The sequence below is a fragment of the Seohaeicola sp. genome, from assembly GCF_048006315.1.
Lineage (GTDB): Bacteria > Pseudomonadota > Alphaproteobacteria > Rhodobacterales > Rhodobacteraceae > Seohaeicola.
The window spans coordinates 1,121,278-1,147,393 of sequence record NZ_CP180350.1; the positions used below are offsets into that span (position 1 = coordinate 1,121,278).

Genomic DNA, 26,116 nt, shown 5'->3' on the forward strand with positions numbered 1-26,116 from the left:
CGATGCCAGCCGTGAACCCATGGATTGTCTTTGCCGTCGCAAGCGCCGCTGTGTTTCTGGTCTCGGTTGACGCGACGATCGCGGTGGCGGCCTTTCCGGCACTGCGTCAGTCCTTCGCACAAGCGTCACCGTCGGACCTGTCATGGGTTCTCAACGCCTATACGATCCTTTACGCGGCGCTGTTGGTGCCCGCAGGTCGGCTTGTCGATCTGCACGGCAGTCGCAGACTCTTTCTGATCGGCGTAACGGTCTTCACCCTTGCCAGTGCCGCCTGCGGGATGGCTCCTGGCACAGGCTACCTGATCGCCGCGCGCGTCGTTCAGGCGGTCGGCGGTGCCATCCTGACACCTGCATCGCTTGCCCTGATCCTCGGCGCGTTCCCACCCGAAAAACGCACAGCCATTGTCGGCATGTGGAGCGGTGTCGGCGCTCTTGGTGCCGCTGTAGGCCCTGGCGCGGGTGGCATCCTGATCGAACTGGCAACGTGGCGCGCGGCATTCCTCGTTAACCTGCCCTTCGGGGCGCTGATCCTCTGGTTCGCCTGGCGCCGATTGCCAATGCTGGGCGGAGCGGCCCGCGGCGAAGGGCTTGATCTGATCGGGATCGGCCTGATCGTTGCCGGAGTATCGAGCCTGACATACGGGATCGTGCAGATCGAAAGCCTCGGCCTCGTTGCGCCCATGGTCTGGGCACCAGCGGTGACCGGCGCGATCCTTCTGATCGGATATGGTCTTTGGGCGAAAGGACGCAGGAACGCCGCCATCGACATGGCCCTGTTCGAGGACCGGACCTATGCCCTCGTCACGCTGGCGACATTCGTCTTCGGTATCGGCTTTGCGATGATGTTCCTGACCTCGTTCCTGTTCCTGCTCGGGATATGGGACTTCGGCCAAGGCCTGACGGGTCTGGCAGTGACACCCGGGCCTCTCGTGGTGATCCTTGTGGCCGTCACGTCAGGTCGGTTGGTGACCCGCGTGGGCCATCGGGCCGTGATCGTGACAGGTGGGCTAGTGTTTGCCACTGGACAACTCATTCTTGGCACGCAGGTCACGCCGACGCCGTCATATCTTGGGTTCTGGCTGCCCCTTCAGATCATGGGTGGTGCGGCGATCGGATTGCTACTCGTGGGGCTGTCCGGCGCGGCGGTTGCGGGACTGCCGCCGTCGCGGTTCGGCGTGGGCGGTGCGGTGAACAACGCGGTCCGCCAGCTTGGCGGTGTCATCGGCACCGCATTCGCCGTTGTTCTGATCGGCCAGCCCGATACGCCAATTGCCGGGTTCCACACGGCATTTCTGTGGATCGCCGGGCTGAGCGCCGCGACGGCGGTCATTGCGATCGGAATCCCTGCAAAAAACACTACTCGCCTAAAGTTCGGAGTTTCATAAAGAACAGGATTTTGAGCTGACGAGATGCAAATGTTGATGTATTTAATTCTGCCATTGCGCGACTAGGGCCGCCCAGTTGCGATAGCTATTGTCGTCCTGAACCAAGTTGGTCGCTTCGAGGCGCTCTAAGATTTTGCGCAGATCTTCTCCGAAGCGCATATTCTGCTCCCGCGTGACGAAGGCATCGAGCAGCTTCAGAGTGGCTTCAGGATGATCGTCAGGGTGGCCCGAGACGTTGAGCTGGTGGATAAGCTGATAGCCGTTGCTTGCTACGGCATAGCTGGCGATACTGTCGACTGCTTCAGGAAAGACTTTATCGGTCGCAATCGCAGCAAGCGCGAATTGCTCGGCAACGCCGGCAGAGCGCAGGCTCGCTTCTGTTGGCCAGACGCGGTTGAGCCACGGCCAAATTCGTTTCGTCCAGCGCAGGTCGACCGAACCCTCGATCGGCTCTTCCTCGTTACTATTGTCGGCTTCACCTGCGTGCATGTAGCCGGCTATCCAGGCGGCCGCGTCCTCGCGCATATTCTCAGGCATTGACCGAATAGCGTCGCGCACGTCATCTCGCTTGAGCTGGTCGGCACCAAACGCGACCCCCGCGAGCATCAGGGATTGCGCAATGTTTCAACTCCATCTGCCGAGGCGCTCCAGCCGATCTTGCCGGAACAGCGGCAAGAAGTGGACCTTGAGCGCTGCCCATAGCTGCGGATCGATCCGCGCCTGCCAAGCATAACCCTGCCACATTGCGATCAACTCTTCTTCGCTCGTCCAGCCGAATGCAGGAATCAGGTTCTTGGCCGTCCATTCTGGATCGATCGCGTAAAGATAGGAGATCCGGCTTGCGCCGATCGTGCGTGCCGATCGGTGACTTTCCTGATGTAGAGACATGAGAAAGGTTGCACGATGGATCAGGTCGTCGGGCAGTCTCTCCCCAACTCGCAGACGTCTAGCAAACAGTGCATTGAAGAACGCCGTGGCAATACGACCGAGCGATCGATTGGTCGCCTCGCCGACCCAGTCATGCTGATATTGCTCGTAGTCGTGCTCCTCATCGAGCGCTTCTCTTCCCGCAGCCGAGACCGCCCGATCGAACAGCTCCCAAAAACCTTCCGGCTCAGTTCCGTCGCGAAGGGATCGGCTCTTGGCTTCTAGCAAGTCGGCGGCGCGGCGCACCACATCGCCTTTCTCGAACAGTGCTGCCGGAACTTCGGTCAGCAGCTTGACCATGCGGTCAGTGATCGGCCCAGCATTTTCTGCATCGCGCAGACCCCACAGCCCATGCTCCCAAGCGTCGGCTGGCCCCGGATCGGGTGAGCGAGCGAGCTGCTCCAGTAGCTCGAAGCACCGCTTGGGCTGCTCGCTCACCAACCGTCTCCAAGCGTCGAGCAGGTCCTCGCGCTGGTCCATGTCGCTTCGCAGAGCCTCAATAAGCGCCTCGTCAGCCATAGCCGACAGATCATCGACGCTGTAGCGGGTGTCCGCTCCCCACCCAAATTCCGTCCAGCTGCCAAAATGCGCGCGTTCCCCATCGGCCGCTCGCCACTTTGGATAGGTTGCGCGCAGCTCGTCCATGCGCTGTTGGAGCGCGGGCGTGAGAGGTGGCTCCTGCACACGTTCGATGACAATGATCCGATCATAGATACGCCGGTCGCGCGAAATCGGGCGCTCATCATCTTCGATATGCGCGAGCATCGCATCGGGTGGCCCCACGAGAATTGCGTTGCTGAGATGCTCGCGTCCTGCATCGTCCAGTTCGCGCCAAAGCTTGGCAATCAAGTCCATCGTTTCCTTACGAAAGGTAGCATGCCAAAGCGCTGGCGTGCTAGACATGGAGCAGCGCCTCCAGCTTTTCCGCAGGAGTGAAGTGCCGGCTCTGGGTTGTCGCCGCGAGCGCTAGGCGCCGGAATCCCAGATAGGGCAGGCGCCGCCAGCGCTGGATCCAATACCGACTCGCCTGTAAATCGGTCGCGTCGATTTCAGACCAGCCGCGCCAGATCAAATCATACAACCGCGCCCACTCAGCATAATTTCGGTTCTGCGCATGTGGAGAGATCGAAGGTCGAGACATCGCGCTTGGATCTCCGCTGGCACTAGCTTTGTCAACCGTCGCGTAGAGATCGAAGACCTGCTTCAGGAGCCCTGTGATTGCATCAAGTCGTTCAGCCCAGAAGGTGTCTGCGTTCGGCAATTCGTCGATCGCGTCGACTACTAGAAAGGCGTGATAGCGCTTGAGCTTGACTTCAGCGTCGGCGATGGTCGCAAACCGGTTCGGGTCGACAGTACCGCCCATCGCCACACGGTAACTTGGAGATAATGTGAGGTAGGGCCGAAGTGCCGCTATCAGCTCCTGATCAAACCAAGCGGCACCAAGCTTGGCCGCGAGGTTGTGCTGAACACCGGAAAAAGCATACTCAGGTGCCGGGGCACTTGCCCAGCCACCCTCACTGGCAACGATGCGCCAGAAAATGGCAAAGCCCGACGCGATCGATGGCGACTGATCAAGTCGTTGGCGGATGAACCCGCGCAACCGTGGATGCGCGCGCCTGTTGGCGCTGAGCTTCTGGATCACCCAATTGACTAGCTGATCGTTCTCCAAATGTTGGCACAACCAGTTCTGCAGTTCGAACGCCGGGCCGCTTAGCTTGGTCTCTCGGTCGCCATCAGCGACCGGCGGGAACAACATTTCTATATGATAGGATGGCTCGATTGCCGGCTCGCGGCCTTCCTTCTTCGCGAGCTCGACCTCTGCCGCGTGGGTTGCCCGAACCTCACTGTCGCGCCGCTCGAATTCGCCAAGCCATTCAATAGGTGCGGGACCGGGTAGACCCGCGAAGATTTTCGCGCCGTGTCCAACGTCACCGTCACGGTCACAGACCGCCCAGACGAGGTTAGAGGCATAGCTCGGCTCCAGCGCACTAGGCAGTCGCGTGCCATAGCGCTGCACGATCGTACGGACACTCGCCAAGTAGTCCTGCCTCGCCCTAGCCCATTCGATGAGCGTGTTCTTGAGCGCGCGATGTTTATAAGCCGCGCGGTAGAAGATCGGCTCCAGACGGCGCTGCCTCCACGGTTTGGGCGTAGGTGGTGCCCCCTTATAAGGTACGAAGATATAAGCCGGAGCGCGTTTACGGCCGCTTCGCGAAAGCTCATCGTCGGCGGCGAACGCGTCCGTCATATATCGCAGCACTGGGTCGTTGAGACTGTAGCCGATGAACAACACGGTGAACTCGGAGAATAAGCGCGCCACGAAGCGCGCTGCCCAAGCGTCGGTCAGGTACGCGCGACCAAAGTCAGCGCTGGTGAGGACCAGATGCTGGTTGTCGAGGCTGCTTGGATTGAGGCGACCATGTAAATAGACGATGCTGCGCCAACTCGCGATCCGGTCGTTGCGCGGGATCGGAAGCACAGGTCCCGAATGATAGTCTACTCCTAGCGCCATGCCTTTCTGGGCCTGTTCAAAAAACAGGTCGAAATTGGTTGTGACCAGTCGATGGCCATTGACCGGCCCCCTTAGTCGCGCAAGCTTGAGGATCGCCTCGTGCAAGGTAAGGTCGGTCGCGGATATGTCGAGTCGTTCGACCACCTTGGCTCGCATGTGGTCGGGAAAGTCACCTTCGAGTGCGCCAAGCATCCGGTCGAGCCAGCCCCACTCCGGATCCTTCGCCGCCGGCGCGACTGCTCCAAGTTCATTATAGCAATATTCCACAAGGCCCCGGAAATCAGGCAGACCCGCTCCAGCCGATATACCGGCGCCGCAGAAGGTGACCACCCGATCTTCTTCCAGCTCCTGTACTAGACTATCTGGGATGATCGGGCCGTTTTTGATAAATCTTGGCATCCCAAGGTAGCCTGTTCCATTTTTCGAGATTGCTTAACTCAAGCCTAGTCGCTGGTGCATCGCAAATGAAGGGGAATATTCCCCAAATCAACCAGGCGCAAAAACAGACGCGCTTGATTACCTTAACGCCTGATGCAAAGTACGTCGGAGTCGATCGTCACGATCTTGCTGTGCAGCTTTGGAAGCTTGTGTAGTTGCACACCTATCTGGGAGAAAATTTTTTCAACGGCTTCCATTTGGGTAATGCCGCCAGCAACCTTACCCATGTTTATAAAGGGATCGGCGTAAACATCGATCTCGGCTCCGCGCCGGATTGCAGCTTCAAAAGCGGCGTGCAGTCCGACGCGCTCAATCGTGGCTGCAATCACCCACGGGCTTACGATGGTGTAGCGCCGCCCCCCTGCATACAAAGCATCCAGTAGGAAGCCATCATGACCGGCTGCATCCCCGATCCGTCACATCGCGCCATGGCGTCAACTTTAAAGGCCGGTGGGTATCACCGTCGTGTTTCTGCGCCGGGCCAGAAAAAGCCGCTTCGGCGCGGGGTGGGGTAGTTGCGTAATCTGAGGGCTCAGCGCCCGGCGCACTTACCAAGCCTGACACCGACCAATATCAAACCCAAGGACACTCGCTATGAACGAGGGACGACCGGTGGGCAGGTCAGGTTCGACGCACAAAGCGACAAATTGCAAGCTATGGCACTTACTGAGGTAGCTCTCAATGTCTGCTCCGGTCCAATGATTTAAGGAAAGTCTGAAAAACCTGCCGGTTTCAGTGTGATGTGGTAGGCTGCGGGCATCGATCGAAGGAGACCGTGTTCATGCCCAAACAGCCCGCCATTCCCGGCCTTTGCGACGCGATGAAGAAGAAGATCACACGGCGCGAGCAGTTTCTGGCAGAGATGGATGCGGTGGTTCCGTGGGGGCGGCTGCTTGCGCTGATCGCGCCACATTACCCGAAGGTTGGGCCGAAGGGCGGGCGGCCTCCGATGCCGCTGGAGACGATGCTGCGCATTTACTTCCTACAGAATTGGTACGCCCTGAGCGACCCGATGGCCGAAGAGACGCTGTATGACAGTGAAGCGATGCGCCGCTTCGCTGGGATCGAACTGGGCTATGACCGCATCCCCGACGAGACCACCATCCTCAACTGCCGGCATCTTCTTGAGCGTCACGGGCTGACCGAGGTGATCTTCGCCGAAGTGAACGCGCATCTGGCAGACAAGGGGATCACGCTGCGCTCTGGCACGCTGGTGGATGCCACGATTATCGATGCGCCGTCTTCGACCAAGAACCAGGCCAGGGCGCGGGACCCCGAGATGTCTTCGACAAAGAAGGGCAATGACTGGTATTTTGGCATGAAGGCCCATGTCGGTGTCGACGTGGACAGCGGCACTGTCCACAGCCTAGAGGCCACGACCGCAAAGGTGCATGACAGCCGGGTCTGGGATGAACTGCTCCATGGCGAAGAGAAGTCGGTCTGGGCCGACAAGGGCTATGTCAGCGCCGAGCGCGAGGCTGCGTTCAGCAAGGATGGCAAGGTCTGGGGTGTGATGCGCAAGGCGCCCAAGGGCGGCAAGCTCGACCCCATCGACGAGGAGATCAACCGGATCATCGCCATGGTGCGCGCCAAGGTCGAACATCCCTTCCGGGTCATCAAGCGGCAGTTCGGTCACATGAAAACGCGGTATCGCGGTTTGGCAAAGAACCGGGCCCATCTGTTCACACTGTTCGCGCTCGGCAACCTGTTCCTCGTCCGACGACGGCTACTGGCATGAGGACGAGTCTGTCGGAAATCGGCATCAACGCCGCTCAGGCGGCTCAAACAGCGCCAAAATCACTGGAAACGGTGCTTGTCTGGCCCCATAGTGCCCTCAAGCGGCAATATCGGCGCAGCCGAGGCCGTTGATCAGACTTTCCTTAATTCCGTGCAGTGCGCAATATAGAACAGGACCCATAGATCTTACGCTTCGGGCGAAATCCATGCGACGGTAGAACGCTTAGGGGGATTCGTATGCTTAAACACCGAGGGCCAAGAACAGCCACACACGATACGGTACGTTGGAGGCTCATAGCTGAAGATGAGGCACAAAAAGGCATTCTGGCCGACACTGATATCGAAAGGCTCGCCGCCAAGCACGACATCCCTGAACGGACACTTCATCAATTGTCTCTCAGATTGAGAACTACCTTCTTGACAGAAATGGTTCTTTCGCAACCCGAGCTTGCTTCAGAACGCAAAAGAGTTGGTAAAAAGAAGCTGGCAGAGGTCATGAGGTTTGTCCAAATTTCACAGGAGAAACTACTCAAGGCATCTGACATCCTACGAGACGTCAGTTTCGCCAACCCCTTCGCAAATACAGGTATGCCAAATCCGGCTGATTGCTACCGAGAGGAATTTGAGGCGGCGATTGCGACACTTGAAGAATGTGATCGGTTCTTCGCGGCCTGCCATAGGAACGATTTGGCACGGTTTCTTGCTACTCCAAATGCCAATAAAGCAGTTGATATGCGGCGCACCATTCTGTGCGTGACGATATTCAACCTTTGGCTCGATCTTGGACGCACTGTAAGCTACACGACCGACGATGTTTTTAAGGAGCGTACAGGTCCTCTGATTGAGTTCGTGAGAGACGTGATATTCTGCCTTTCCAACCCGGCTACCCGACACAACGGCGAAGCCATCAAGCGCGAGATTGATGCCTTTAATCGTGGCTCCGAGACTATCAAGACTTGAGCCACATTGCGTTTGACGATCTGACTTAATCGCTGGTCCGCGGGTTAACTTTTTTCATCCTGTGACACTTGGATTGTTCTTTTGATGTCTGCGCATGGTGATTCCATGCCCCGCGTTCCCGCCATATCCCCTTCCCCTGAGTCTGCCGAAGCGCAGATCGACGCTGCTGTTTTGCGGCTTGTTGATCTGTTTGCGCGGCATGTATCGCGGGAGTTGGCGTCGGACGCTCACCTGATGGAGACGCCCGATGCTGAAGAACACCCCCAAGAAGACTGACCTGCCCCGCCACCTTTTGACGGTGAAGGATGTGGCGGAAGCGGATAATTGCTCCGAGAAGACTGTCCGCCGCGCCATCAAGGCTGGCCTGCTTGAGGCGATCCGTGTGGGTCCTGGCGGGCGCCTGCTGCGCATCGATCCGGCGGCTCATGCAGCCTACCGCGCCACCTCGCGCGGGTGACCCGCTGGCAGGCACACGCGTCCACTAATGTCCATTCATGTCAATGACTTAGACCTGTTTCGGGAAGACCCCATCCGCGGAAGCGCGTTTCTTCATAGTATAGTGTTCTCCCGACTGGGAACTGTTGACCCCGCATGTCCACCCGCGTCCCAAACTGACCAAAAGGAACCCTACCCGATGACCGCACTGAACAAAATCCCGCTCGATGGCATCTTCGTTTCGCCGACCACGCCCAGTTTTGCCGAGCTGATCGATCAGCTGCAGACCAACGACACCCTCACGTCTGCGCGCCGCAAGGATCTGGTCTCGGGCCTGCGCCGGGTGGCCGAAGCCCTGCACCTGACGCCCGCCCAAGTTCCGGCTGATCCGCGCTGGTTGCAGCCCCGCCTTGCCCGTGTTGCACCGGCCGCTGTCCGCGTCAGCTCCAAGACATGGCAGAACATCGTCAGCAACGCACGCAGCGCCATGGTCGCCTGCGGCATCGTCACGAAGCGTCAGCGTCAAGCCGATGAGTTGTCGGCAGACTGGCGCCCCCTCTGGGAATGCGTCCGCGCGTCGAAGGACAAGAGCCTGCTGAGCCCCCTGCCCCGCTTCGTATTCTTTCTGAACCGCATCGGTGTTGCCCCCACAGATGTCTGCAATGACCATGCGTTGCTCTTCCTGCAGGCCCTCGAACTCAATGAGATCAGCAAATCGCCGCGGAGCGCATTCAAGGATGCCCTCATGGGTTGGAACCGCGCGGTCGAACGTCTTCCGGCCTGGCCGCGCCAGCGCCTGATGCTGCCCTCCGAGGCCAGGCGGGTGATGCTGCAAGAGTCGGAGTATGCACCGGGCTTGATCGCGGACATCGACAGCTATCTTGGCATGCGCATGCGCCCCGATTTGCTCGCAACCCGGCAGAACTTCAACCCGATTGCCGCGTCCTCGGCCGCCAGCTATCGATACCTGCTGCTGCGCTTTGCAAGCCACGTCATTGGCGCGGGCGTCCCCGTGCAGGAGATCGCCGTCCTGGAAGACTTGCTTCAGCCTGCGAGGGTGGAGGCTGGCCTGCGACGGATGCTCGCGCTGAACGACGGCAAGACATCTGTCTCCATCAGTGATACGGCTGGGCTTCTCCTCACGACCGCCGCCCATCTGGAACTGTCGCAAGAGATCCGCAGCGCGCTTGCGCTGTTCAAGGCAAGGCTGGCGATGCGCGACTCTGGCGGCATGACGATCAAGAACCGGTACCGTCTGCGTGTCCTGCGCGCCCCTGGCGTACTCGGGCGCCTGCTGCGCTTGCCGGAAGACATCCTGTCCCGTCCCCTCGGCCTGCATCGCGCAAAGGCCCTGCGCGCCTGGGAGGATGCCATCGCCATCGGGATCCTGCTCTATTGCCCGCTGCGGATTTCCAACCTCGCCAGTATCGACCTCACACGCCATCTGCAGCGCGCGGGCAAAAAGCGGGTCTACCTCGTCTTTCCGGCCCATGAGGTGAAGAACAAGCGCCCGCTTGAGTTTGAACTTCCCGCACATCTCGTGACGATGATCGATACCTATCTCGCCGCACGCGCCCCGACCCTTTGCGCAGCCAATAACCGTTTTCTGTTCCCGGCCAAGTTCAAGGAGGGACCCGTGTCTGCGCCCTGCCTCTCCGCGCGGATCAAGCACCGTGTGCGCTCCGAGATCGGCATCGAGATGAATGCACATCTGTTCCGACACCTAGCCGTGATGATCTACCTTGATGCCAACCCGGGCGGCTACGAGGTCGCGCGTCAGATGCTGGGGCACTCGTCGGTCAGCCGCACGATCAGCGTCTATTCCGGTCTGGAGACGATCAGTGCGACACAGGCCTTCGCCAAAGTGGTCGATACGCTGCGGGAGGGCGCGTGATGTCCAACACCCTGCCGCTGCAGTATTGGCCGGCCGCTGACCGGCATGCTTTCGATGCCCTGTTCGCGCAAGGCGGGCTGCTTGATGATCACGGTCCTCTGGGCCATTGGCGCCCACTGTCCCGCGAGCTCATGCAGAACCAGTACGGCCGATGGCTGGGCTGGGTCAGCGAGGCGCAGCCCGAAGCGCTGGCGTTCCCTCCCTGCGAACGCGCAACAGCTGAGCGCCTGCAGTACTGGCTTGCCGCCATGGACAGCTTGGCACCGGCCACGCGGCTGGGGCATGTCGGCGCCGTGGTCCGCCTGTGTCGGTCAATCGCGCCAGAGCGGTCTTGGAGCGGGCATCAGGCGATCCTGGCAGGCCTGCACCGCAAGGTGCAGCACCATGGTTCGCCGCGCAAAATCGGTCGCGTCCTCGCTAGCGATATTCTGTTCGACGCCGGTGCGCAGCTTGTGCGCGACAATGACGGTCCGATCACCCATCCCGATCAAGCCGTGCGCCTGCGTGATGGCGCGATGATCTGCCTGCTCGCGCTGATGCCCATGCGGCGCCGCGCATTGTCAGAACTGGCGCTTGGCACATCGCTGCGCGTGGAAGGCGCGCAAATGACTATCTGCCTTGATGGCGCGATGACCAAGAACGGCCAATCCTGGGAGGCGATCGTTCCAGATATGGTGTCCGAGAAGCTGGCCCTGTATTTGACCAACGCGCGGCCCGTCCTGTCTGCCCGCGGTTCCGGCGCTCAGACCGCCGTTTGGCTTGGGCGCAATGGGATGCCGCTCACCGTCAACCAGTTCACGCGGGCCATCAAGAACCGGACCTCGTCTCTGCTGAAGGTCGGCGTCACGCCGCACCTGTTTCGGGACGCCGCAGCAACAACGCTTTCGCGAGCGTCCCCAGAATCGGCGCGCATGATCAAACCGATCCTCGGCCACACAACCACGCGGATCGCGGAAGCGCATTATATCCAAGCGGATACGATTGCGGCCGGCCGGGGATTGGCAGCGGCGCTAGAAGCGCTCAAGCATGGAAAGGTATCCGAAGAGTGAGCAGAACGCCGATCCACTCGTCTTGGATGCACGCCTCAAGTTCTGTTCAAGCCAGTGAACGACAGCTGGGCTTGCGGATATTTCCCGCTGGCATGTGCGACGGTGCAGCGCGACGGCAACTCCTCCTCAGCAATGGTGCTGCACGCCTTCAACGCAACGCCGCCGCCACGACCCTTGCTCGCATCTCTCCAGAAAGTGCGCGACTGATCGGCCCGGTTCTGGCACATTCGGGATCCCGAACGGCGGAGCGGCATTACATTCATGCCCAGACCATCGATGCGGGACGTGACTATGCAACACTCGTGCAGCGCCTCAGGGGAGTTTGACCATGACCAGAGCAGCCATCTACGCGCGGTTTTCCTCCGCGTTGCAGAGCGAAGCCTCCGTCGAGGACCAGCTGCGCATCTGCCGCGAGCGGGCGGAACGCGAGGGCTGGACGGTCACGGAGATTTTCACGGACATGGCGATTTCTGGCGCCAGCATGCAGCGTCCGGGCGTGCAGCGCCTGATGCGGGAGGCGAGCCGGGGCCATTTCGACATCATCGTTGCCGAAGCACTGGACCGGCTCAGCCGCGATCAGGCGGATGTGGCGACGCTCTACAAGCGGTTGAGTTTTCAGGGGGTGCGGATCGTGACCCTGTCGGAGGGCGAGATCAGCGAGCTACATGTCGGGCTCAAAGGCACGATGAACCAGCTCTTCCTCAAGGACCTCGCGGCCAAAACCCATCGCGGGCTACGCGGACGTGTGGAACAGGGGCGCTCCGGTGGCGGCAACAGCTACGGCTATGACGTCGTGCGCCGGCTTGACGAAGACGGACAGCCGGTCACCGGCGAGCGCACCATTAACGAGGACGAGGCGGCCCTGATCCGCCGCATCTTCCGGGAGTTCAGCGACGGGCTCTCGCCCAAGGCGATCGCTAAAAAACTGAACGCGGAGCAGATCCCCGGCCCCGGCGGCAAGACGTGGCACGATACAGCGATCCGGGGCCATCGTATCCGCGGCACGGGACTGCTGAACAACGAGCTCTACATCGGGCGGCTGATCTGGAACCGGCTGCGCTACATCAAGGATCCCGAGACGGGGAAGCGCGTGTCCCGCCTCAATCCAAAGGACAAATGGATCATCACGGATGTGCCCGAGATGCGGATCGTCGATGACGCGCTGTGGGACCGCGTCAAGCAGCGGCAGGGGGAGATCGACGCCACGCCACGCGTGCAGGCGATCAGAGAGACACGGTTCTGGGAGAAGACGCGGTCAAAGCATCTGCTGACCGGGCTTCTGCGTTGCGGCTGTTGTGGGGGCGGTTTCGCATCCGTCGGCAAGGACTACCTCGCCTGTTCCGCCGCCCGCAAGCAGGGCACCTGCACACAGAACCGGTCTTTCAAACGTGGCGATCTGGAAGGGGTAGTGTTGACCCTTCTACGCGAACGGCTGATGCGCCCCGAAGCTGTCGCAGCCTTTATCCAGTCGGTCAGTCGCGAGATGAACGCAGGACGCGCCGAGGAAAGCGCTGTACGGGCTCGTCTTGAAGCAGAACGCGCCCAAGTGACCCGTCGCCTGGACGGGCTCTATGAGGCCATTGCAGACGGGCTGCGCACAGCGGGCCTGAAGACCAAGCTGGAAGAGATGGAAGCGCGGCTGGCTGGGATCGACGCCAAACTGGCTGCCCCTGCACCGTCGCCGGTGCGGCTGCACCCGCATTTGAGCGAGATCTATCGTCGGAAGGTGGAGGAGTTGTCCAAGACTTTGGCCGATCCGGAGATCCGGCCGATGGCGCTGGAGACCATGCGCGGTCTGATCCAGTCCGTGACGGTGCACGAGACGTCAGACGGCGTCCGGATCGACCTTGCAGGTGCGATCACGGCCCTTGTGGGGCTGGCCCAGCCTGGGGCTGATGCCATTTTGCGTGTTGGTTGGGTGGAAGTGGTTGCGGGAGTAGGATTTGAACCTACGACCTTCAGGTTATGAGCCCATATATAAGCAATTTCAATAGCTTATGAAATTCAACCGCTTAGACCACAAGCCTTTGAAATCGCGGAATTTGTGACCCCGCATTCGGTCGTCTCCGCCAGCATTCACACGCAAACCCAGCGCGAAACATGCATTCGCGGGTTGATGTGGCGTTGATGTGGCGTTGATGTAGCCTGACGAGCATCGGCACCAAAATTGATCACCCTATTCGTCGGTGGGACGAGTTCATCTAAGCGGCCAGTTCTTTCGAGAACGGAGCAAGCAACAGTTGACATAGATCATCGAAATCTGTGCCTGTCGGGCCGAAAATGAAACAATCATATCCATCCAGCCGAGAGGGCACTTGGTATGTCAAAGACGGCCCGCCTGATGCTTTTTCGCTATGCCGCCGCTCTGGTCCCGGCAGTTGCGCTAATAGCCATCGCTTTCCTTATCGGAATACGTCAGGACGAGAGTGAACGGTTGAAGCATGTCGCGGATCATGCGCGGCTCGCCGCGGCGAGCCTAGATCTGCGTTTGGGGCAGCTTCTGGAAATCACAACATTCTGCGCAAGTGCACCTGCGCTAATCGAACGGGTCGACCTGGACAGCGTCGCAGAGAACTGCGGCCGCTACGCATCCCAGATCGGGGCTTGGGTCGTGATCGTCGAGACAGGGGAGACGCACCGACAGATTTTGAACACCCGGGTCGACGCGCCCGCTGTTTTACCCAGCTACCCACGCAAGAACGAGCACGCCACGCTGCTTGCCCTTGAGGCCAGCAGCAAGGCTTCCGGCGAGCCTGGCATCGCAGACGTTTTCACTGGGATTATCTACCCGAACGGGATCATCAGCGCAGGGCAATACCTTCGCTTGGCCGACAGCCGCTCCGTGATGCTTTACGTCAGCCTGCCGGCACGGACCCTATCCGATCAGCTGGCCGGGATCGCAGCGGATCGGGGGCCGATCTTCGGCCTGATCGACCCGTCCCGTCGGGTTGTAGCCCGAAGCGTTGGCATAGACAGGATGATGTTTGCCGACGCCCCGGAATGGATCATCGGCCTTATGGAGAAGGGCGCATCCGGTGCATCTCTCGGAGTGCCGGGGCCAGAAATACTTGGGGGGACTTGGGACGCAGGCTATCACCCGCTGAGTACAGCACCCGGCTGGATGGCTGGCGCCTTTCAACCGAGTCCGATCGGCGCGCGGTCTTGGACACTTGCCTCCATCCCTTCTGCAGTCATCCTGCTCGGCCTAATGTTGTCCGGCCTACTCCTTTGGGTGATCACGAACCAAGATAAAGCAGCGCGCCGGGTGCAGGAGGCAAGGCAAGCAGGCGCAGAGTCAGAGCGACAAAACCGGGAGAAGTCGCGCTTGCTCGCGGCAATGGCCCACGACATTCGCAGCCCGCTTGTGAGCCTGATCGGCTCACTCGAGATGATAGCAGAGGATCGCGGGGAGGCGGTCGATCAGATAAGCGCTGCGCGCGGCTCTGCTGAGGCGCTGCTTCAGTTCGTCGACGACATCCTCGAGCTCTCCTTCCTGGGGTCCGGGAAGCTGAACCTTCACCCGTCGCCGGTGGACCTACGCCAACTCGCCTCATCGCTTTATGATCAAACCCGTGGATTGGCGGAGAGGAAGGGACTTGAACTGCGCCTCGAGCTAGACCCAGATCTTCCAGTTGCGGTCGAGGTGGATCGGCTGCGTCTTCAGCAAGTCCTGTCAAACTTGCTGACAAACGCAGTTAAATACACAGAAAAGGGGTTTGTGACGCTACGGTTCCGCCAGATGCATGCGCAAAAGGGACAGGTCACGCTCGCGCTCTCGGTCGTTGACTCTGGGATCGGTCTCAAGCCAGATCAGATACCCCGGATCCTTCGCGAGTTTGGCCGCCTCGAGCGGGAAGCGGAGCGGCGAGAGCAGGGTGTAGGGCTCGGGCTAGCCATTGTTCAGCGCATCCTTCACAGCATGGGCGCAGTCTTGGAAGTCGAAAGCGCAGCGGGTGAAGGTTCTAACTTCGGCTTTCACCTGACCCTACCGGTGGCGACTGGCGGGGATGTCGCGGATGCGGCAAAACCGCTGGCCGACGTTGTCATCCTCTACGCTGAGGATGAGCCGGTCATCCGCAAGGTGACGGCGCGGCGGCTCGAAGAGGCCGGTGCGAAGGTCACATCTGCGGTGGATGGAGAGGACGCTCTCAGCCAGCTTGCTACGATGACACCGGATCTACTGCTAATCGACCTTCAGATGCCCCAGCTTGATGGGGCGGGCCTGATCCGGCGACTGGGCGAGATCACGCCGGACCGGGACTATCCAATCTTCGTGCTTACGTCGCACATCTCGGGCCCACAGGCAGCAGAGGCGCGCGCCGTGGGAGCAGACGCAGTTTTTACCAAGCCGGTTCAGGTGGCAGCACTGGCGGCAGCTTTCCGGGCGAGGCACGGCAACGGCGGGCGCTCTACCCGGCATAATAGTCAGACGGTAGAAGGTGTGGATGTGACACTGCTCGACAGAAAAACGTTTCTTGACGCCGCAGAAACGATGGGGGCATCGGCAGCACCAGCCATGGTTGACGATTTTGAGATGGCGATGAGGGAGGACCTGATCTCACTCAAAGCCGCGATGGAGAAAGCGGACCGTGAACAGGTCAGCGCGCTCGCTCATCGCTGTCAGGGTCTCTGCCTCGTCATGGGAGCAAGCAGTCTTGCTCAGCAGCTAAGGCAAGTCGAGGATGTTGCCCCCGACGCCGAGTTAGCAGCCATGAGACTCTTGGCGCGTAACATAGACGCATGTTTAGATGCCACCATACAGGAGATGCGTTCGGACGTTGAGGCCAAGTAGGCCAATCAGTGATCCGACGCTGGCCATGCGCAAGGTTTGACACGCTTTGGATAAATCAGTCTAAAAATCACGGCAGCACATCAACCGTGCTGCGCCTAACCTGTTCCAGGATGGCAATTAATTCTGGTGGTTCCAGCACCTCGACAGCATTCCCCCAAGACATCAAATGCCAAGCCATCTCGACCCAGCCGCTGGCCGTGAATTGCACGAGCAGGCTGCCATCGGGCTCATCCACCATTTTCTGTGTTGGATGAAATTCAAATTCCTTGGCAGTTGCCGCGGCGCTGGGCGCAAACCGCCAAACAACAGGCCCAAACTCTGCCTTGGAATGAAATGAGCCAAATGCCTTTATGGCAAAGGCATCAAGATCAAAGTCCGGATCTCGCACAAAGGATGATCCGATAATCTTGGCACTTGTAACTCGATCTATCCGATAGCGTCTGAAGGCACGTTTATTCGCAATATCCCGGGCAACAAGATATTGCCTTACTCCGAGCAACACTCCGTAGGGTTCAACATGCCTACTCTTTGGCTCAGGATCCTTGGCGCTCTGATATATTATGTCCAGACAAAAAGGCGCTTTGATAGCCTCGGCTATTGCGCCAAGAACATTCGGAGCGACCTTACTTCTCGGACCCGGGCGACATGCAAATCCTTGGGCTTCCAACATTGCGCCAGCATCGACCTCTGCGCGTCGCGCTTGCGACGACGGGAGACTTGCAAGGAGCCTGTCACGCAGGGATGCCAATGCTTTAACGTCCAGTTCGGCACCTTCTCGTCTGGCTCGTCGGATACTCATATCCAATGCCAGGAGTTCGCTGTCTCGAATGCCCTGATGCCGCAGAAAGGTCGGATCCTTGAGTTTCCACCAGCGTCGTCGATCATCATCCGTTGAAGTGATTACGCTGGGGAAAATCAATTCCAGCCCCCTTACCATGCGCTGCGCAGTCCGCTGGTTGACCTCGAACTCTTCCATCACATCCAGCAAACAAACGCCCTTGTGACGTGCCGCAGCCATCTCGGCCAGTCGCATGAGGGCGAAACTCTTCTCGAAGGCCATGGAAGCTATTCAGGTCCATGTAAGGTTTTGACGTGGAGCACACGCAAGGATGGTTTCAGTCAGATGCTACTCGCGATTTGCGCGCATTCGACTGTGTCTTTCGCTCCATCGGTTTCTCTTTTGACCAAAACTTCAAAACTTTCACATCGCGGCGCATCAAAACCTGCTGCCGCCATCAAAAAGGACCTAACAATGAACAAGCCATCCGATCTGACTGAAATTCTGGGACTGGCGTCTTCACTCTGCAATCTGATTGACGCACTCATTCAGCTTTTTCCAGAAGGCGTTTCAGAGGAATTTAACGAAGATGTTTTCTGACGATTTTGGCGAAGGCCAAGGAAGATGCGAAAACACTCAAAGCGGTCGTTTCGGCGCTTCTCAAATAGAGCAGCTTCTTGACTGCGGGAATTGCAAGTATTGAAGAACAATGCAAGAAAAGCTGCCCCAACGAGAATTCTTCACTGTCGATGAAGTCGCTGCGCGATGGGGTTGCGCTCGTTCACGAAGAACTCATTCACTATGTCCCTCAGGCTGCCCCAACAGTATCGCGTCTTGGCCATGTAAGCGATCAGCAGCAATTTCTGTGCATTGACGAACCACGTTGAACGGCTCCGCGGTGAAACTGAACACATCTCCCCAAGGGGGGGGTGAGATTCTTACCCTGACCGTAAATTACCATCGCCTTGCGGTCGAGCCGAAGCGGCGGGACTGAAGCCTGTGGGTGCCGCCGCTCACCTCGACACAGAGCAAACATGCTGCTCAGCACGAACTGTCTTCGGGCAAGCAGCTACCCAAATGAAAGGATCGCTGCCAATGGGACTTCCACAACGCGTCTTCTACCCCGTTCATGAAACAGCCGCGCGCTGGGGCTGCACGGTTTTCGATATCGCGGGCTGGGTCGCAATGGGAACGCTGAAGGTTGTCACGGGCATTCCACCCGTCCACTGCGGTGAAGAAAGGGTTGCTGGCCTCGTCATTATCGACCCAACGGATATGTTACCCATGTTCCGACGCAGTGGAACAGGTCCACAAGAAGCCCGTCTTCTGCGTGTCAAACGCTTGGAAGAGGCTGACTGGCTCTATATCACCGCCCCCGAGGAGGGCGTACTGGTCTCGATTGGCGACATGATGATCTTGGGCCAGGATGTCCACAAGTTCGAGGCGGCCAATAACCTGTTCGGACGCGTAGCTGCAGGTGCTGGTCTGAGCGGTGAGGGCGACTACGACTGGGCAGGCATGAATGTCGAAATCACCCGCCGCGTCTTCGAGGAAGGGCTGCCAAAGTCGCAAGGCGAGTGGATCCGGGAACTGCAGGATTGGTTTTCGATGCGGTCAGAGGATGGAACCTTCCCCGACGAAAAGTCTATCCGCTTGCGGCTGGCACCGATTCTGAAAGCTCTGAAGTTCAAGCACCCGAAGCGTTGAGTAAATCAGCATCAGGATGAGACGCGTCGGCAGGCTTTGGACCAGCATGCGTTTGCTCCTGCTGGACGTTATGCACGAGGCGCGGCTTTGGCTTGAATGCGCTGGCCACGGCTCCCACCCCGGCGCGCAGGGGCGAGTCCATCAAATGCGCATAGCGCTGTGTCGTCTGCATCTGGCTGTGGCCCAGCAACTTGCCGATCATCTCCAGCGACGCGCCCCCGCTGACCAGCAGCGATGCGAAGGTGTGACGCAGGTCATGGATCCGCACGTCTTCGATCCCGATCTCCTTCTGGATGCGCGCCCAGAACCGGCGGATTTCCTGCACAGGCTGACCCGGCACATCGCCCGGGAAAAGCCATGGCGATCCTTTGACGACAGCGATACGCCGCTGACGGACGATGGCGGCGGCTTCATCAGAGATCGGCACGCGGTGCACCCGACGCTGCTTGGTCGTGCTGGCAGGCTTGGTCCAGCTCAGATGCTCAAGGTTGAAATCCTCAAAGCGCGCTCGGCGTACCTCACCCACGCGTGCGCCTGTCAGCATGCAAAGGCGGATGATCCCCGCGGCGCGGTGGTCTTGCGCCGCATCGAGCGCCGTGGCGAGGCGTGAGATTTCCTCTTGCGAGAGGTAGCGCTCGCGGGGTGTCTCCATACGGCGACGGAACCCCATGGCGGGGTTGTCCTCGCGCCAGCCCCATTTGATCGCATAAGCAAACATCTTGCGGATCACCTCACCAACGCGGTTTGCGCGAACCGGCGTGGGCTTGGCACCCTGCAGTTTACGGGCGCGGTTGTTCGGCTTCTGCTTGGACGGGCGCGCGCGCCCTTCGGCAATCTTAGTCAGGAGCAACTCGACATCATAGGCCGAAACCTCGGTCACCAGCATGTTGCCCCAGGCCGGGGCGATGAACTTTTCCATCATGGAGCGCTGATCGGCTGCCCCCAGGGGCGCCAAATGCGGCAAATGCACCTCCACGTAACGCGCGATCAAATCAGTCATGCGCGGCGCCTCCCGGAGTGCGCCTCGCATGGCCAGCGGATCACCGCCTGCGTCGATCTCGCGCCTCAGTTCTTTGGCCCGTTCCCGCGCAGCTGTGACGCTCCACTCGGGCCAGCGCCCGAAGGTCATGCGCCGCTGCCGCCCTGCGTAGCGATAGTCGAGCGTGAACGCACGACCGCCCCCCCGATAGATGCAGGCTGCAAACCCGCGCACGTCCGTGTCGAATATCTGGTAGTCTCTCCCTTCAGCGGGAATGGCCTCTCGTAGGACCTTCTCGGTCAGCTTTTGTCTGTTCGCCATGCACAATCCTTTCTCCTGGACCTGTCATCAGGCGTAGATCCAGAGCGTCATCAAGCAGAGCATGGCGCTCGGGGTGGAAGGGTGGAACGGGGTGGCATCATGGAGACAGACCGCTTCCACCCCAATATTTTATTGACGATGGCGCCCCTGCGGTGCGCGCCGTGGTCGCGGCATAGCAAGCTATGATGCACCGGAACGGTCCGATTTAGCGCCCCTCCCTGCCCTGCTCGGCGATAGCTGCTGCGAATCCTCAATAAAACTTGGGGGTGGAACGAGTTTTGCGGGGTTCCACCCCTGATTTACACGCGAATACTGAGAAATCCGGTGATCTGCCGCCCAGCGCCGCAAAACCGGCCTGAAACAGAGGGACGGTGCGTTTGACGCTCAAGCTGGGGACGGCCCACAGCGTGCGAAATCTTCAATAAAATATGGGGGTGGAACGAGTTTTAGGTTTCCATTCCACCCCGTTCCTCCCTTCCACCCTCATGCCTGTGTCTGAGTAGCCCTCGGAAATGGCCCGCAACGGGTCGTCAAATTGGAGGGACATCATGCAATCGCACGAGAACACCGAAATCCTTGCAAGTCCGCCTGGTGGCTTGCTTGGCGGCTGGATCAGCAGGAGCGAACTGGCGCTGCAACTAGGCGTGTCCGAGGACACCCTGCGCCGCTGGGACGTTCTGCGGTCCGGCCCACCCTGTGTTCGCGCTGGTCGCAAGGTTTTCTATCGCCGCGCCACGGTGCTGGAATGGCTCGAGGAGCAGGAAACCACTGTGTCGCGTCGCAAGCGCTATGGGGGACGTCGATGAGCATTCCCCTGCCCTTCCGCAAGCCCAGCGCCCGGGATCGCGCCCGCCAGGACTGGATCGAAGAGCGGCGGCGCGAGGCGCGCATGGTGGTCGCCGATGTGGCGCACCATTCCGATTATCTGGTCCGCCTCGCTTGCAATGTGCTGGTCCAGCATGGCGAGACACCGGAAGAACGCCAGGATGCGCGCATCCTCCTGGTCGTCCTTGATGCCAAGACGCCAGGGCGACTGCCAGCACCAGACCGGGAGGGCGGCCGATGAAGCGGCGCGGCACACCCGAGGCGGATTTACAGCGCGCTGTTGTGACCGCGCTGCGCTTCGCCCTCCCCAAGGGCGCGATCATCCATCACTGTGCCAATGAGGTCACCGAGGCAGGGCCGCGTGGGGCCAAGCGGCAGGCCATCCTGGTCGGCATGGGTGTTCATCCCGGCTTTGCCGATCTGATCATTCTCTGTGACGGCCGCGTGCTCTTCCTCGAGCTGAAATCCCTCAAGGGGCGGCTCAGCACAGCGCAGGAGGCGTTTCGTGATGAGGTCACCGCTCAGGGCTTTGGCTGGGCACTGGTGCGCTCCCTCGACGATGCGCTGGGCGCGCTGGCCGATCATGGATTTACGACACGCGTCACTTCTCCAACTGGGAGGGTCGCGCCATGAGCCATGCTGCCACAAATTGGGCGATCCAGCAGCGTGGGCTGAAGCCCACGACCAAGATCGTACTCTGGCATCTCTGTGACCGGTTCAACCCGGACTTTGGTTGCTTTCCCTCGCAAGAGCGGCTGGCGCATGACTGCGAGATCAGCCGATCGACGCTGAATGAACATCTCGGCCAGCTTGAGGCGGCAGGGCTACTCCGCCGCGTCCCGCACGTTCATCCCGCTACCAAACGCCAGATGCCAACCCGCTACATTCTGGGGTTCGAGCCGGGCTTTACACCGCATGAGCCAGACCCGAGTTCGAAAACCGGACACGGACGAAAGGACGATGCCGCCATCGCGGCAGATATTGAACCATTCGACAGCGGCACAGCCGATATAGTTGAGCCGTGTCTGAATTCCGGACACGGGTATGATGGGCGACCCGTGTCCGATTTCCCGGCTGACCCGTGTCCGGAAAACGGCCCAAGCCGTGTCCGGAATCCGGACACTAACCTTGTAAGAGAACCTTTAAGTAAACCAGTAAAGGAGGAGGAGGACGCGCTAGCGCGCAAGGATGCTTTTGATGATTTTTTTGAAAGCCTGATTGCGGCGCTAGGCTTCGACCCTGATGGCCCCCTTCCTGGCTGGTGGCAGGGCTGGCCGCCTCGTGAGCACGCCCGGCGCTGGCAAACAGCCCTGGGGCTGACTGAGGCCGAGATCATCGGGTCAGCGAAGGCATCGCGGCGTGACCATCCCGAGCCGCCTGATGGGCCCAAGGCGCTGGATCGGGTCATGCAGCGCGCTGCCCAGCGCAAGGCTGACAAGGCGTCACGCAAACGGCGCAAGCCGAAGGCGGCAACGGCACAAGAAGCCCGCCCCATCGCCGATCTGCCGGTCTTCTACGCCGAGATGGTGAACTCTGATCGCTATGTGCCCGTCAGCGCGATCTCGAACTCCATGCGCGACGCGATGCTTGCCCGTGGGCTTGTGACAGCGGAGCGCCTCCGTGAGCGGGGCATCCGATGAAACATGATCGCAAACTGCATGCGCAAACCGGGCACGCCCGTTCTGGCCGCCCGAAGCGGTCCATGTCGGTTCAGCAGGCGCTGGAATGGGCCTTCCGCGTTGAGCATGCCCAACTCGAGTTGCCCGAGCCGCCCGATCCCGAGCGCGGACACGGGTTTGGCTTTGGCCTCGAATACGTCCTGCTGCAACGCGCCGTCCTCGGCTGCAAGGTTGATGGTGGCCAGTACAAGATCGGCAGCCACACACACGAGGATGCCGAGGTTATCGCCGCGACTGTCGCCGGAATGCCGGACAGCCATGGCGGTAAGCGCATGGCGATCCGCGTGGCCGAGCTCGCCCGCGCGGGGTTGACGCCGGACTGGATGCCAGGGGCAGTACCGCGTTGTGTGCCGGTGGAGGTGAAGCGCAACCAGCATGGGGAGCGAGCTGCCACCAATGTGGTCGGGACAGTGCGCGTCTTGTCGCGCGGGAAGTGGCGGATAGTAGAGGTGCTCGCGTGCCCGGTGACGTTCTCGCCACATCCGCAGCAGATCGATGCGGCGCGACAAGCATATATAGATTGGTCCAGGGCGCTGGGCTGGGTATGCGAGGGCTTGCAGGCCGGCAACTTGTTGCGGGAGATTGAGATTAAGGATGTGATGCCAAGTCGAACACCTTGGGAAACGTGAAGGGCGGCTTCCGGACTTTCGCTGTGCAGCATCGCGACTTGGGCGGCCGACAAAAAGCAGACATCGGATGATTGCTTGCTGCCTCGGCGTAGCTGAGCTTCGTTGCCCGATCTTCAGAATGCCCAAAAATCAGTGCAGACGAGCACCACGGTCAGGGCAACTTGGCCCATACGGGATCGGCACCTTAGCTGGTACTTGGGCACCAGCGCCCCAACGCCCAAGTTGCGCCTGTACTCAAACTGGAGAATTGTTCGAGCGGTGAAGAAATCCATCAAATGCGGCACGATCATCATCTGCTTGAGCACGATGTTTCTTAGGTCGCGGCGGGTTGAATGCGCACTGCCGACGAGGTTTCGCAACTAAGGATTTCCGCGATTTTCCCAGTGTCAGGATGCAGGATGCCGAGATCATTCTTGTCGCCATCCAGCGAACCAAGAACATGTCATGACAATGAGCCCAAGAGCAGCTTCGAACCGCGCCAACGAACGATCGGCTTTTCAATTCAGGACGGGATGAAGGCCACGCCGATGATCTCGACGCGCACACCTGGACTGGCCAACGCGACACCTGCCGTTGCTCTGGCAGGCGGGTTCTCCGGATCTACCCAGGCCTCCCATGCGGTGTTCATCCCTGCAAAGTCGGTCATGTCGCTTAGCCAGATCTGAACCGAGACGAGGTCAGACTTGGTGCCACCTATCTCGGTCAACAGCGCGTCAATCTTGGCAAGGGTCTGGGCGGTTTGACCCACGATGTCGGCGGTACGATCATCCGGAATCTGCCCGGCGAGGCATACCATGTCGCCTGCGCGCACGGCTTGGCTCATGCGCCGACCGATCTTGTGGCGGATTGCTTTCATTTCATTTTCTTTCAAGGTTTCTAGGTTTCAGATCTCGGAGCGGCTTTCCCACTCGACCAGTTTCATGCGCCCGCTGACACCGAGCGAACGGAATGGATCGGGAGGAATTGTGGAAGGCTGGCCACTTACAGCGATGATATCTTCGAGCGCCTGGGAGTGGTTCCCGAGAGCGAGATCGACCAGAAGGCGACCTGAGCTTGTGCCACGCGTCATGCCGACACCGTTGTAGCAGTTCGCCGAATAGACCCCGGGCGCCATTTCGCCGAAGAAGGTCGCGTGGTTCCGCGAAAGGCTGACCACCCCGCCCCAGGTTGAGGTGATTGGCACATTGGCCAAGGCCGGAAACCGTTTATCGAGCCCCTCTCGATGCGCTTCGGCCACCTTGCCGAGGTCGCGAGACGACGCCTTGTAGTTCGGGGCAAAGCCGTAGTGGTTGCGGATCAGGAGCCGTCCGTCAGATGTCATCCGGAGTGTGGTTCCGCCCGCATCGGCCGGGGTCAGTCCCCAGTTCATCTTGCCGGTGTAGCGCTTGCGCTCGGCGGCCGTGAGAGCCCGCGTGATGCTGGCATACGTGATCGTTGGCAGAATCCGATCTTTCATATAGCCGAACTCCGGTGTGTATGGATCTGTCCCCAGAATGACTTTCTTGGCTGAAACGGAAACTGTGCTTCCATCGGCCAGACGCAGTTCGGCTGCAAATCCCCCAGCCTTTTCTGAAAACTCGACGACTGCCGCATCGTCGCGCAACGTGACGTTTTCGGGCAAATGCCGGGCCAAGCCTCGCACCAGCAGGAAGGGGTCCACCAATACAGCGCCGGGGGTGAAGACGGCACCTGCATAGTATTCCGTTCCCATGATGACGGCGCATCCCTGCCGGTCCAGCACCTCATAGGGTTCGCCGATCTTATCCAGAGCCTCGCAGAATTTTCGCATCATCCCGGTTCCGCGTTGACGGACCGCACCTTGCAACTTGCCGACAGGCGACCAGTCGCAATCGATGCCCAAGCGTTCGGTCTGTTCGTGCAGCACCGCAATCGCGCTGCGGTTCAGATCCATAATCTTGCGCAGACGTGCGGCATCGGGATGATCCAGATCGAACTTGTGCGGCAAATCGAGAAGAAAGCCCGAGTTTCGCCCCGATGCGCCCCAACCGACCGGACGCGCATCGACAAGAAGAACGCGGTCCTGCGGCACCCGTTCGCCCAACCGATGCGCGGCGGACAACCCAGTTATCCCGGCACCGATGATAAGCCAGTCATAGTTGCCACCGATCTCGGATGTCTCGTCGATCGGGACGATTTCATCCGCCGGGCGCCAGCCAGTTGGTCGGTCAAGAGGCGGAATAACGGGTGTTTGGCTTACGCGGGCCATGGCGATGCTTTCCGGATAGGGGGTAATCAAGCGATCTTCGGGATCGGTGGTGTTGCGAGCTCGAACCGTTGCAAATCCTGCAAGAAGTCGAAGTCGGCCTTGCGCAGATGAACGGCGTTGGTGTCGATGGTCGCCAGAACCATGTCCTCGGGACCCGTCGCACGGCAAAGGTGCTGCCCATCCGGGCCACAGATCGAACTTGTTCCGCTGAACTGTGGCGTGGTGCGGTCGGCCGCAAAGTCGCAATAACCGATGAACATGGCGTTTTCATAGGCCCGCGACGGAACGATGGCGTCCGAAACAAAGCGCCACTTGGCCCGAAGCGCTGTCGGCACAAGCAAGAGTTCCGCTCCCATCTGCGCGGCCCGCCGCGCCAGTTCGGGGAACTCGATGTCATAGCAGATCAGGACCGAGCAGCGGATGCCTTCAAAATCGAACGTCTCCGGTCCGATCCCGGGGGTGAAGCAATCCCTTTCGAAATCGTTCGGCAACGCGACTTTGCGATAGTTGCCGATCAACTGTCCGCCCCGGTCGAAGACGGCAGCGCTGTTATGGAGCGCGCAACCGCTCCTCTCCGGATAGCCGAGAACCAGCCCGACGCCATACCGGGCCGCGAGATCTCCGGCCGCCCGAAGTGACGAAGATCCCTGAACCTGGGCATTTGTGCGCACGGCATTGGCCGAACCATAGCCGCAAAAATACAACTCTGGTGTGACCAGCATATCGGCACCGGCTGCGGCAGCACGCTCAAACGCCGTATCGAGATCAGCAAGGGCCTCCTCAACGGAACGAAAGGCCGGGGGTGCCTGAAACAAGGCGATGGTGAGCAGCGGCATGTTGGC

General features: G+C 59.9%; 25 protein-coding genes. 15 read left to right on the top strand and 10 right to left on the bottom strand.

Annotated elements, in window-relative coordinates:
• The first annotated feature begins 2 nt into the window (after window positions 1-2).
• Window positions 3-1,385 carry an MFS transporter gene (locus ACMUJL_RS05630; protein WP_375569818.1) on the top strand — a complete coding sequence of 461 codons (1,383 nt, stop codon included), beginning with the start codon at window positions 3-5 and terminating at the stop codon, window positions 1,383-1,385.
• Between the two features lie 42 nt (window positions 1,386-1,427).
• Here the strand turns inward: ACMUJL_RS05630 and ACMUJL_RS05635 are convergent, their stop codons facing one another.
• The 4 genes from ACMUJL_RS05635 to ACMUJL_RS05650 all read right to left on the bottom strand — a co-directional run bounded on the left by ACMUJL_RS05635 (window position 1,428) and on the right by ACMUJL_RS05650 (window position 5,591).
• Window positions 1,428-1,991 (bottom strand): hypothetical protein, encoded by a 564-nt coding sequence (locus tag ACMUJL_RS05635; protein ID WP_416914173.1) that lies wholly within the window; start codon window positions 1,989-1,991, stop codon window positions 1,428-1,430.
• 18 nt (window positions 1,992-2,009) lie between these two features.
• Entirely contained in the window at window positions 2,010-3,167 is a 1,158-nt protein-coding gene (locus ACMUJL_RS05640; protein WP_416914174.1) for a hypothetical protein, read from the bottom strand.
• A gap of 40 nt (window positions 3,168-3,207) precedes the next feature.
• Complete coding sequence (locus ACMUJL_RS05645; RefSeq protein WP_416914175.1) at window positions 3,208-5,223, bottom strand: SIR2 family protein; 2,016 nt, start codon at window positions 5,221-5,223, stop codon at window positions 3,208-3,210.
• Between the two features lie 122 nt (window positions 5,224-5,345).
• On the bottom strand, window positions 5,346-5,591 hold the full coding sequence (locus tag ACMUJL_RS05650; protein ID WP_416914176.1) for a hypothetical protein: 246 nt from the start codon (window positions 5,589-5,591) through the stop codon (window positions 5,346-5,348).
• A 452-nt stretch (window positions 5,592-6,043) separates the two neighbouring features.
• Here ACMUJL_RS05650 and ACMUJL_RS05655 point away from each other — a divergent pair, with 452 nt between their 5' ends.
• The 7 genes from ACMUJL_RS05655 to ACMUJL_RS05685 all read left to right on the top strand — a co-directional run bounded on the left by ACMUJL_RS05655 (window position 6,044) and on the right by ACMUJL_RS05685 (window position 16,129).
• Window positions 6,044-7,000 carry an IS5 family transposase gene (locus ACMUJL_RS05655; protein WP_375568772.1) on the top strand — a complete coding sequence of 319 codons (957 nt, stop codon included), beginning with the start codon at window positions 6,044-6,046 and terminating at the stop codon, window positions 6,998-7,000.
• A 236-nt stretch (window positions 7,001-7,236) separates the two neighbouring features.
• Window positions 7,237-7,959 (top strand): hypothetical protein, encoded by a 723-nt coding sequence (locus ACMUJL_RS05660; RefSeq protein WP_375569810.1) that lies wholly within the window; start codon window positions 7,237-7,239, stop codon window positions 7,957-7,959.
• Between the two features lie 247 nt (window positions 7,960-8,206).
• Window positions 8,207-8,416 carry a helix-turn-helix domain-containing protein gene (locus ACMUJL_RS05665; RefSeq protein ID WP_375569806.1) on the top strand — a complete coding sequence of 70 codons (210 nt, stop codon included), beginning with the start codon at window positions 8,207-8,209 and terminating at the stop codon, window positions 8,414-8,416.
• A 177-nt stretch (window positions 8,417-8,593) separates the two neighbouring features.
• Window positions 8,594-10,288, top strand: coding sequence for a tyrosine-type recombinase/integrase (locus ACMUJL_RS05670; protein WP_416914177.1), 1,695 nt, complete (start codon window positions 8,594-8,596; stop codon window positions 10,286-10,288).
• Complete coding sequence (locus ACMUJL_RS05675; protein ID WP_375569802.1) at window positions 10,288-11,337, top strand: tyrosine-type recombinase/integrase; 1,050 nt, start codon at window positions 10,288-10,290, stop codon at window positions 11,335-11,337. Before ACMUJL_RS05670 ends, ACMUJL_RS05675 begins: the two co-directional genes overlap by 1 nt.
• Window positions 11,338-11,665: 328 nt before the next feature.
• Window positions 11,666-13,306, top strand: coding sequence for a recombinase family protein (locus tag ACMUJL_RS05680; RefSeq protein WP_375569800.1), 1,641 nt, complete (start codon window positions 11,666-11,668; stop codon window positions 13,304-13,306).
• A 351-nt stretch (window positions 13,307-13,657) separates the two neighbouring features.
• On the top strand, window positions 13,658-16,129 hold the full coding sequence (locus tag ACMUJL_RS05685) for an ATP-binding protein (protein ID WP_375569798.1): 2,472 nt from the start codon (window positions 13,658-13,660) through the stop codon (window positions 16,127-16,129).
• Between the two features lie 67 nt (window positions 16,130-16,196).
• On the opposite strand, the gene ACMUJL_RS05690 is transcribed toward ACMUJL_RS05685, so the two are convergent.
• Window positions 16,197-17,189 carry a helix-turn-helix transcriptional regulator gene (locus ACMUJL_RS05690; RefSeq protein WP_375569796.1) on the bottom strand — a complete coding sequence of 331 codons (993 nt, stop codon included), beginning with the start codon at window positions 17,187-17,189 and terminating at the stop codon, window positions 16,197-16,199.
• Window positions 17,190-17,252: 63 nt separating this feature from the next.
• Here ACMUJL_RS05690 and ACMUJL_RS05695 point away from each other — a divergent pair, with 63 nt between their 5' ends.
• Window positions 17,253-17,507: a hypothetical protein gene (locus tag ACMUJL_RS05695; protein ID WP_416914178.1), complete on the top strand. Its 255-nt coding sequence runs from the start codon at window positions 17,253-17,255 to the stop codon at window positions 17,505-17,507.
• A gap of 495 nt (window positions 17,508-18,002) precedes the next feature.
• Window positions 18,003-18,614, top strand: a complete 612-nt coding sequence (locus ACMUJL_RS05700; RefSeq protein ID WP_375569792.1) for a hypothetical protein — start codon at window positions 18,003-18,005, stop codon at window positions 18,612-18,614.
• Here the strand turns inward: ACMUJL_RS05700 and ACMUJL_RS05705 are convergent.
• Window positions 18,595-19,914 carry a tyrosine-type recombinase/integrase gene (locus tag ACMUJL_RS05705; RefSeq protein ID WP_375569790.1) on the bottom strand — a complete coding sequence of 440 codons (1,320 nt, stop codon included), beginning with the start codon at window positions 19,912-19,914 and terminating at the stop codon, window positions 18,595-18,597. The genes ACMUJL_RS05700 and ACMUJL_RS05705 overlap by 20 nt on opposite strands.
• A gap of 548 nt (window positions 19,915-20,462) precedes the next feature.
• Here ACMUJL_RS05705 and ACMUJL_RS05710 point away from each other — a divergent pair.
• The 5 genes from ACMUJL_RS05710 to ACMUJL_RS05730 are packed head-to-tail and all read left to right on the top strand — an operon-like array spanning window position 20,463 to window position 23,047.
• Complete coding sequence (locus ACMUJL_RS05710) at window positions 20,463-20,720, top strand: helix-turn-helix domain-containing protein (protein WP_375569788.1); 258 nt, start codon at window positions 20,463-20,465, stop codon at window positions 20,718-20,720.
• Window positions 20,717-20,980 (top strand): hypothetical protein, encoded by a 264-nt coding sequence (locus ACMUJL_RS05715; protein ID WP_375569786.1) that lies wholly within the window; start codon window positions 20,717-20,719, stop codon window positions 20,978-20,980. The genes ACMUJL_RS05710 and ACMUJL_RS05715 overlap by 4 nt, the downstream gene beginning before the upstream one ends.
• Window positions 20,977-21,372, top strand: coding sequence for a VRR-NUC domain-containing protein (locus ACMUJL_RS05720; protein WP_375569784.1), 396 nt, complete (start codon window positions 20,977-20,979; stop codon window positions 21,370-21,372). The genes ACMUJL_RS05715 and ACMUJL_RS05720 overlap by 4 nt, the downstream gene beginning before the upstream one ends.
• Window positions 21,369-22,379 carry a helix-turn-helix domain-containing protein gene (locus tag ACMUJL_RS05725; RefSeq protein ID WP_375569782.1) on the top strand — a complete coding sequence of 337 codons (1,011 nt, stop codon included), beginning with the start codon at window positions 21,369-21,371 and terminating at the stop codon, window positions 22,377-22,379. Before ACMUJL_RS05720 ends, ACMUJL_RS05725 begins: the two co-directional genes overlap by 4 nt.
• Window positions 22,376-23,047: a hypothetical protein gene (locus ACMUJL_RS05730; protein WP_375569780.1), complete on the top strand. Its 672-nt coding sequence runs from the start codon at window positions 22,376-22,378 to the stop codon at window positions 23,045-23,047. The genes ACMUJL_RS05725 and ACMUJL_RS05730 overlap by 4 nt, the downstream gene beginning before the upstream one ends.
• Before the next feature lie 113 nt (window positions 23,048-23,160).
• On the opposite strand, the gene ACMUJL_RS05735 is transcribed toward ACMUJL_RS05730, so the two are convergent.
• From ACMUJL_RS05735 to ACMUJL_RS05750, 4 genes are all read right to left on the bottom strand, one after another.
• Window positions 23,161-23,406, bottom strand: a complete 246-nt coding sequence (locus ACMUJL_RS05735; RefSeq protein WP_375569778.1) for a hypothetical protein — start codon at window positions 23,404-23,406, stop codon at window positions 23,161-23,163.
• Window positions 23,407-23,549: 143 nt separating this feature from the next.
• A complete protein-coding gene (locus ACMUJL_RS05740; protein ID WP_375569776.1) occupies window positions 23,550-23,903 on the bottom strand; it encodes a RidA family protein in 354 nt (117 codons plus the stop codon).
• 27 nt (window positions 23,904-23,930) lie between these two features.
• On the bottom strand, window positions 23,931-25,304 hold the full coding sequence (locus ACMUJL_RS05745; protein WP_375569774.1) for an NAD(P)/FAD-dependent oxidoreductase: 1,374 nt from the start codon (window positions 25,302-25,304) through the stop codon (window positions 23,931-23,933).
• Window positions 25,301-26,110, bottom strand: a complete 810-nt coding sequence (locus ACMUJL_RS05750; protein ID WP_375569772.1) for a nitrilase-related carbon-nitrogen hydrolase — start codon at window positions 26,108-26,110, stop codon at window positions 25,301-25,303. Before ACMUJL_RS05750 ends, ACMUJL_RS05745 begins: the two co-directional genes overlap by 4 nt.
• Window positions 26,111-26,116: the final 6 nt, after the last annotated feature.

Excerpts from the sequence above, each read along its gene's own strand:
- ACMUJL_RS05630 (WP_375569818.1), top strand. The coding sequence starts at position 3 with ATGCCAGCCGTGAACCCATGGATTGTCTTTGCCGTCGCAAGCGCCGCT.
- ACMUJL_RS05635 (WP_416914173.1), bottom strand. The coding sequence starts at position 1,991 with ATGCTCGCGGGGGTCGCGTTTGGTGCCGACCAGCTCAAGCGAGATGAC.
- ACMUJL_RS05640 (WP_416914174.1), bottom strand. The coding sequence starts at position 3,167 with ATGGACTTGATTGCCAAGCTTTGGCGCGAACTGGACGATGCAGGACGC.
- ACMUJL_RS05645 (WP_416914175.1), bottom strand. The coding sequence starts at position 5,223 with ATGCCAAGATTTATCAAAAACGGCCCGATCATCCCAGATAGTCTAGTA.
- ACMUJL_RS05655 (WP_375568772.1), top strand. The coding sequence starts at position 6,044 with ATGCCCAAACAGCCCGCCATTCCCGGCCTTTGCGACGCGATGAAGAAG.
- ACMUJL_RS05660 (WP_375569810.1), top strand. The coding sequence starts at position 7,237 with ATGCTTAAACACCGAGGGCCAAGAACAGCCACACACGATACGGTACGT.
- ACMUJL_RS05665 (WP_375569806.1), top strand. The coding sequence starts at position 8,207 with ATGCTGAAGAACACCCCCAAGAAGACTGACCTGCCCCGCCACCTTTTG.
- ACMUJL_RS05670 (WP_416914177.1), top strand. The coding sequence starts at position 8,594 with ATGACCGCACTGAACAAAATCCCGCTCGATGGCATCTTCGTTTCGCCG.
- ACMUJL_RS05675 (WP_375569802.1), top strand. The coding sequence starts at position 10,288 with ATGTCCAACACCCTGCCGCTGCAGTATTGGCCGGCCGCTGACCGGCAT.
- ACMUJL_RS05680 (WP_375569800.1), top strand. The coding sequence starts at position 11,666 with ATGACCAGAGCAGCCATCTACGCGCGGTTTTCCTCCGCGTTGCAGAGC.
- ACMUJL_RS05685 (WP_375569798.1), top strand. The coding sequence starts at position 13,658 with ATGTCAAAGACGGCCCGCCTGATGCTTTTTCGCTATGCCGCCGCTCTG.
- ACMUJL_RS05690 (WP_375569796.1), bottom strand. The coding sequence starts at position 17,189 with ATGGCCTTCGAGAAGAGTTTCGCCCTCATGCGACTGGCCGAGATGGCT.
- ACMUJL_RS05695 (WP_416914178.1), top strand. The coding sequence starts at position 17,253 with ATGCTACTCGCGATTTGCGCGCATTCGACTGTGTCTTTCGCTCCATCG.
- ACMUJL_RS05700 (WP_375569792.1), top strand. The coding sequence starts at position 18,003 with ATGGGACTTCCACAACGCGTCTTCTACCCCGTTCATGAAACAGCCGCG.
- ACMUJL_RS05705 (WP_375569790.1), bottom strand. The coding sequence starts at position 19,914 with ATGGCGAACAGACAAAAGCTGACCGAGAAGGTCCTACGAGAGGCCATT.
- ACMUJL_RS05710 (WP_375569788.1), top strand. The coding sequence starts at position 20,463 with ATGCAATCGCACGAGAACACCGAAATCCTTGCAAGTCCGCCTGGTGGC.
- ACMUJL_RS05715 (WP_375569786.1), top strand. The coding sequence starts at position 20,717 with ATGAGCATTCCCCTGCCCTTCCGCAAGCCCAGCGCCCGGGATCGCGCC.
- ACMUJL_RS05720 (WP_375569784.1), top strand. The coding sequence starts at position 20,977 with ATGAAGCGGCGCGGCACACCCGAGGCGGATTTACAGCGCGCTGTTGTG.
- ACMUJL_RS05725 (WP_375569782.1), top strand. The coding sequence starts at position 21,369 with ATGAGCCATGCTGCCACAAATTGGGCGATCCAGCAGCGTGGGCTGAAG.
- ACMUJL_RS05730 (WP_375569780.1), top strand. The coding sequence starts at position 22,376 with ATGAAACATGATCGCAAACTGCATGCGCAAACCGGGCACGCCCGTTCT.
- ACMUJL_RS05740 (WP_375569776.1), bottom strand. The coding sequence starts at position 23,903 with ATGAAAGCAATCCGCCACAAGATCGGTCGGCGCATGAGCCAAGCCGTG.
- ACMUJL_RS05750 (WP_375569772.1), bottom strand. The coding sequence starts at position 26,110 with ATGCCGCTGCTCACCATCGCCTTGTTTCAGGCACCCCCGGCCTTTCGT.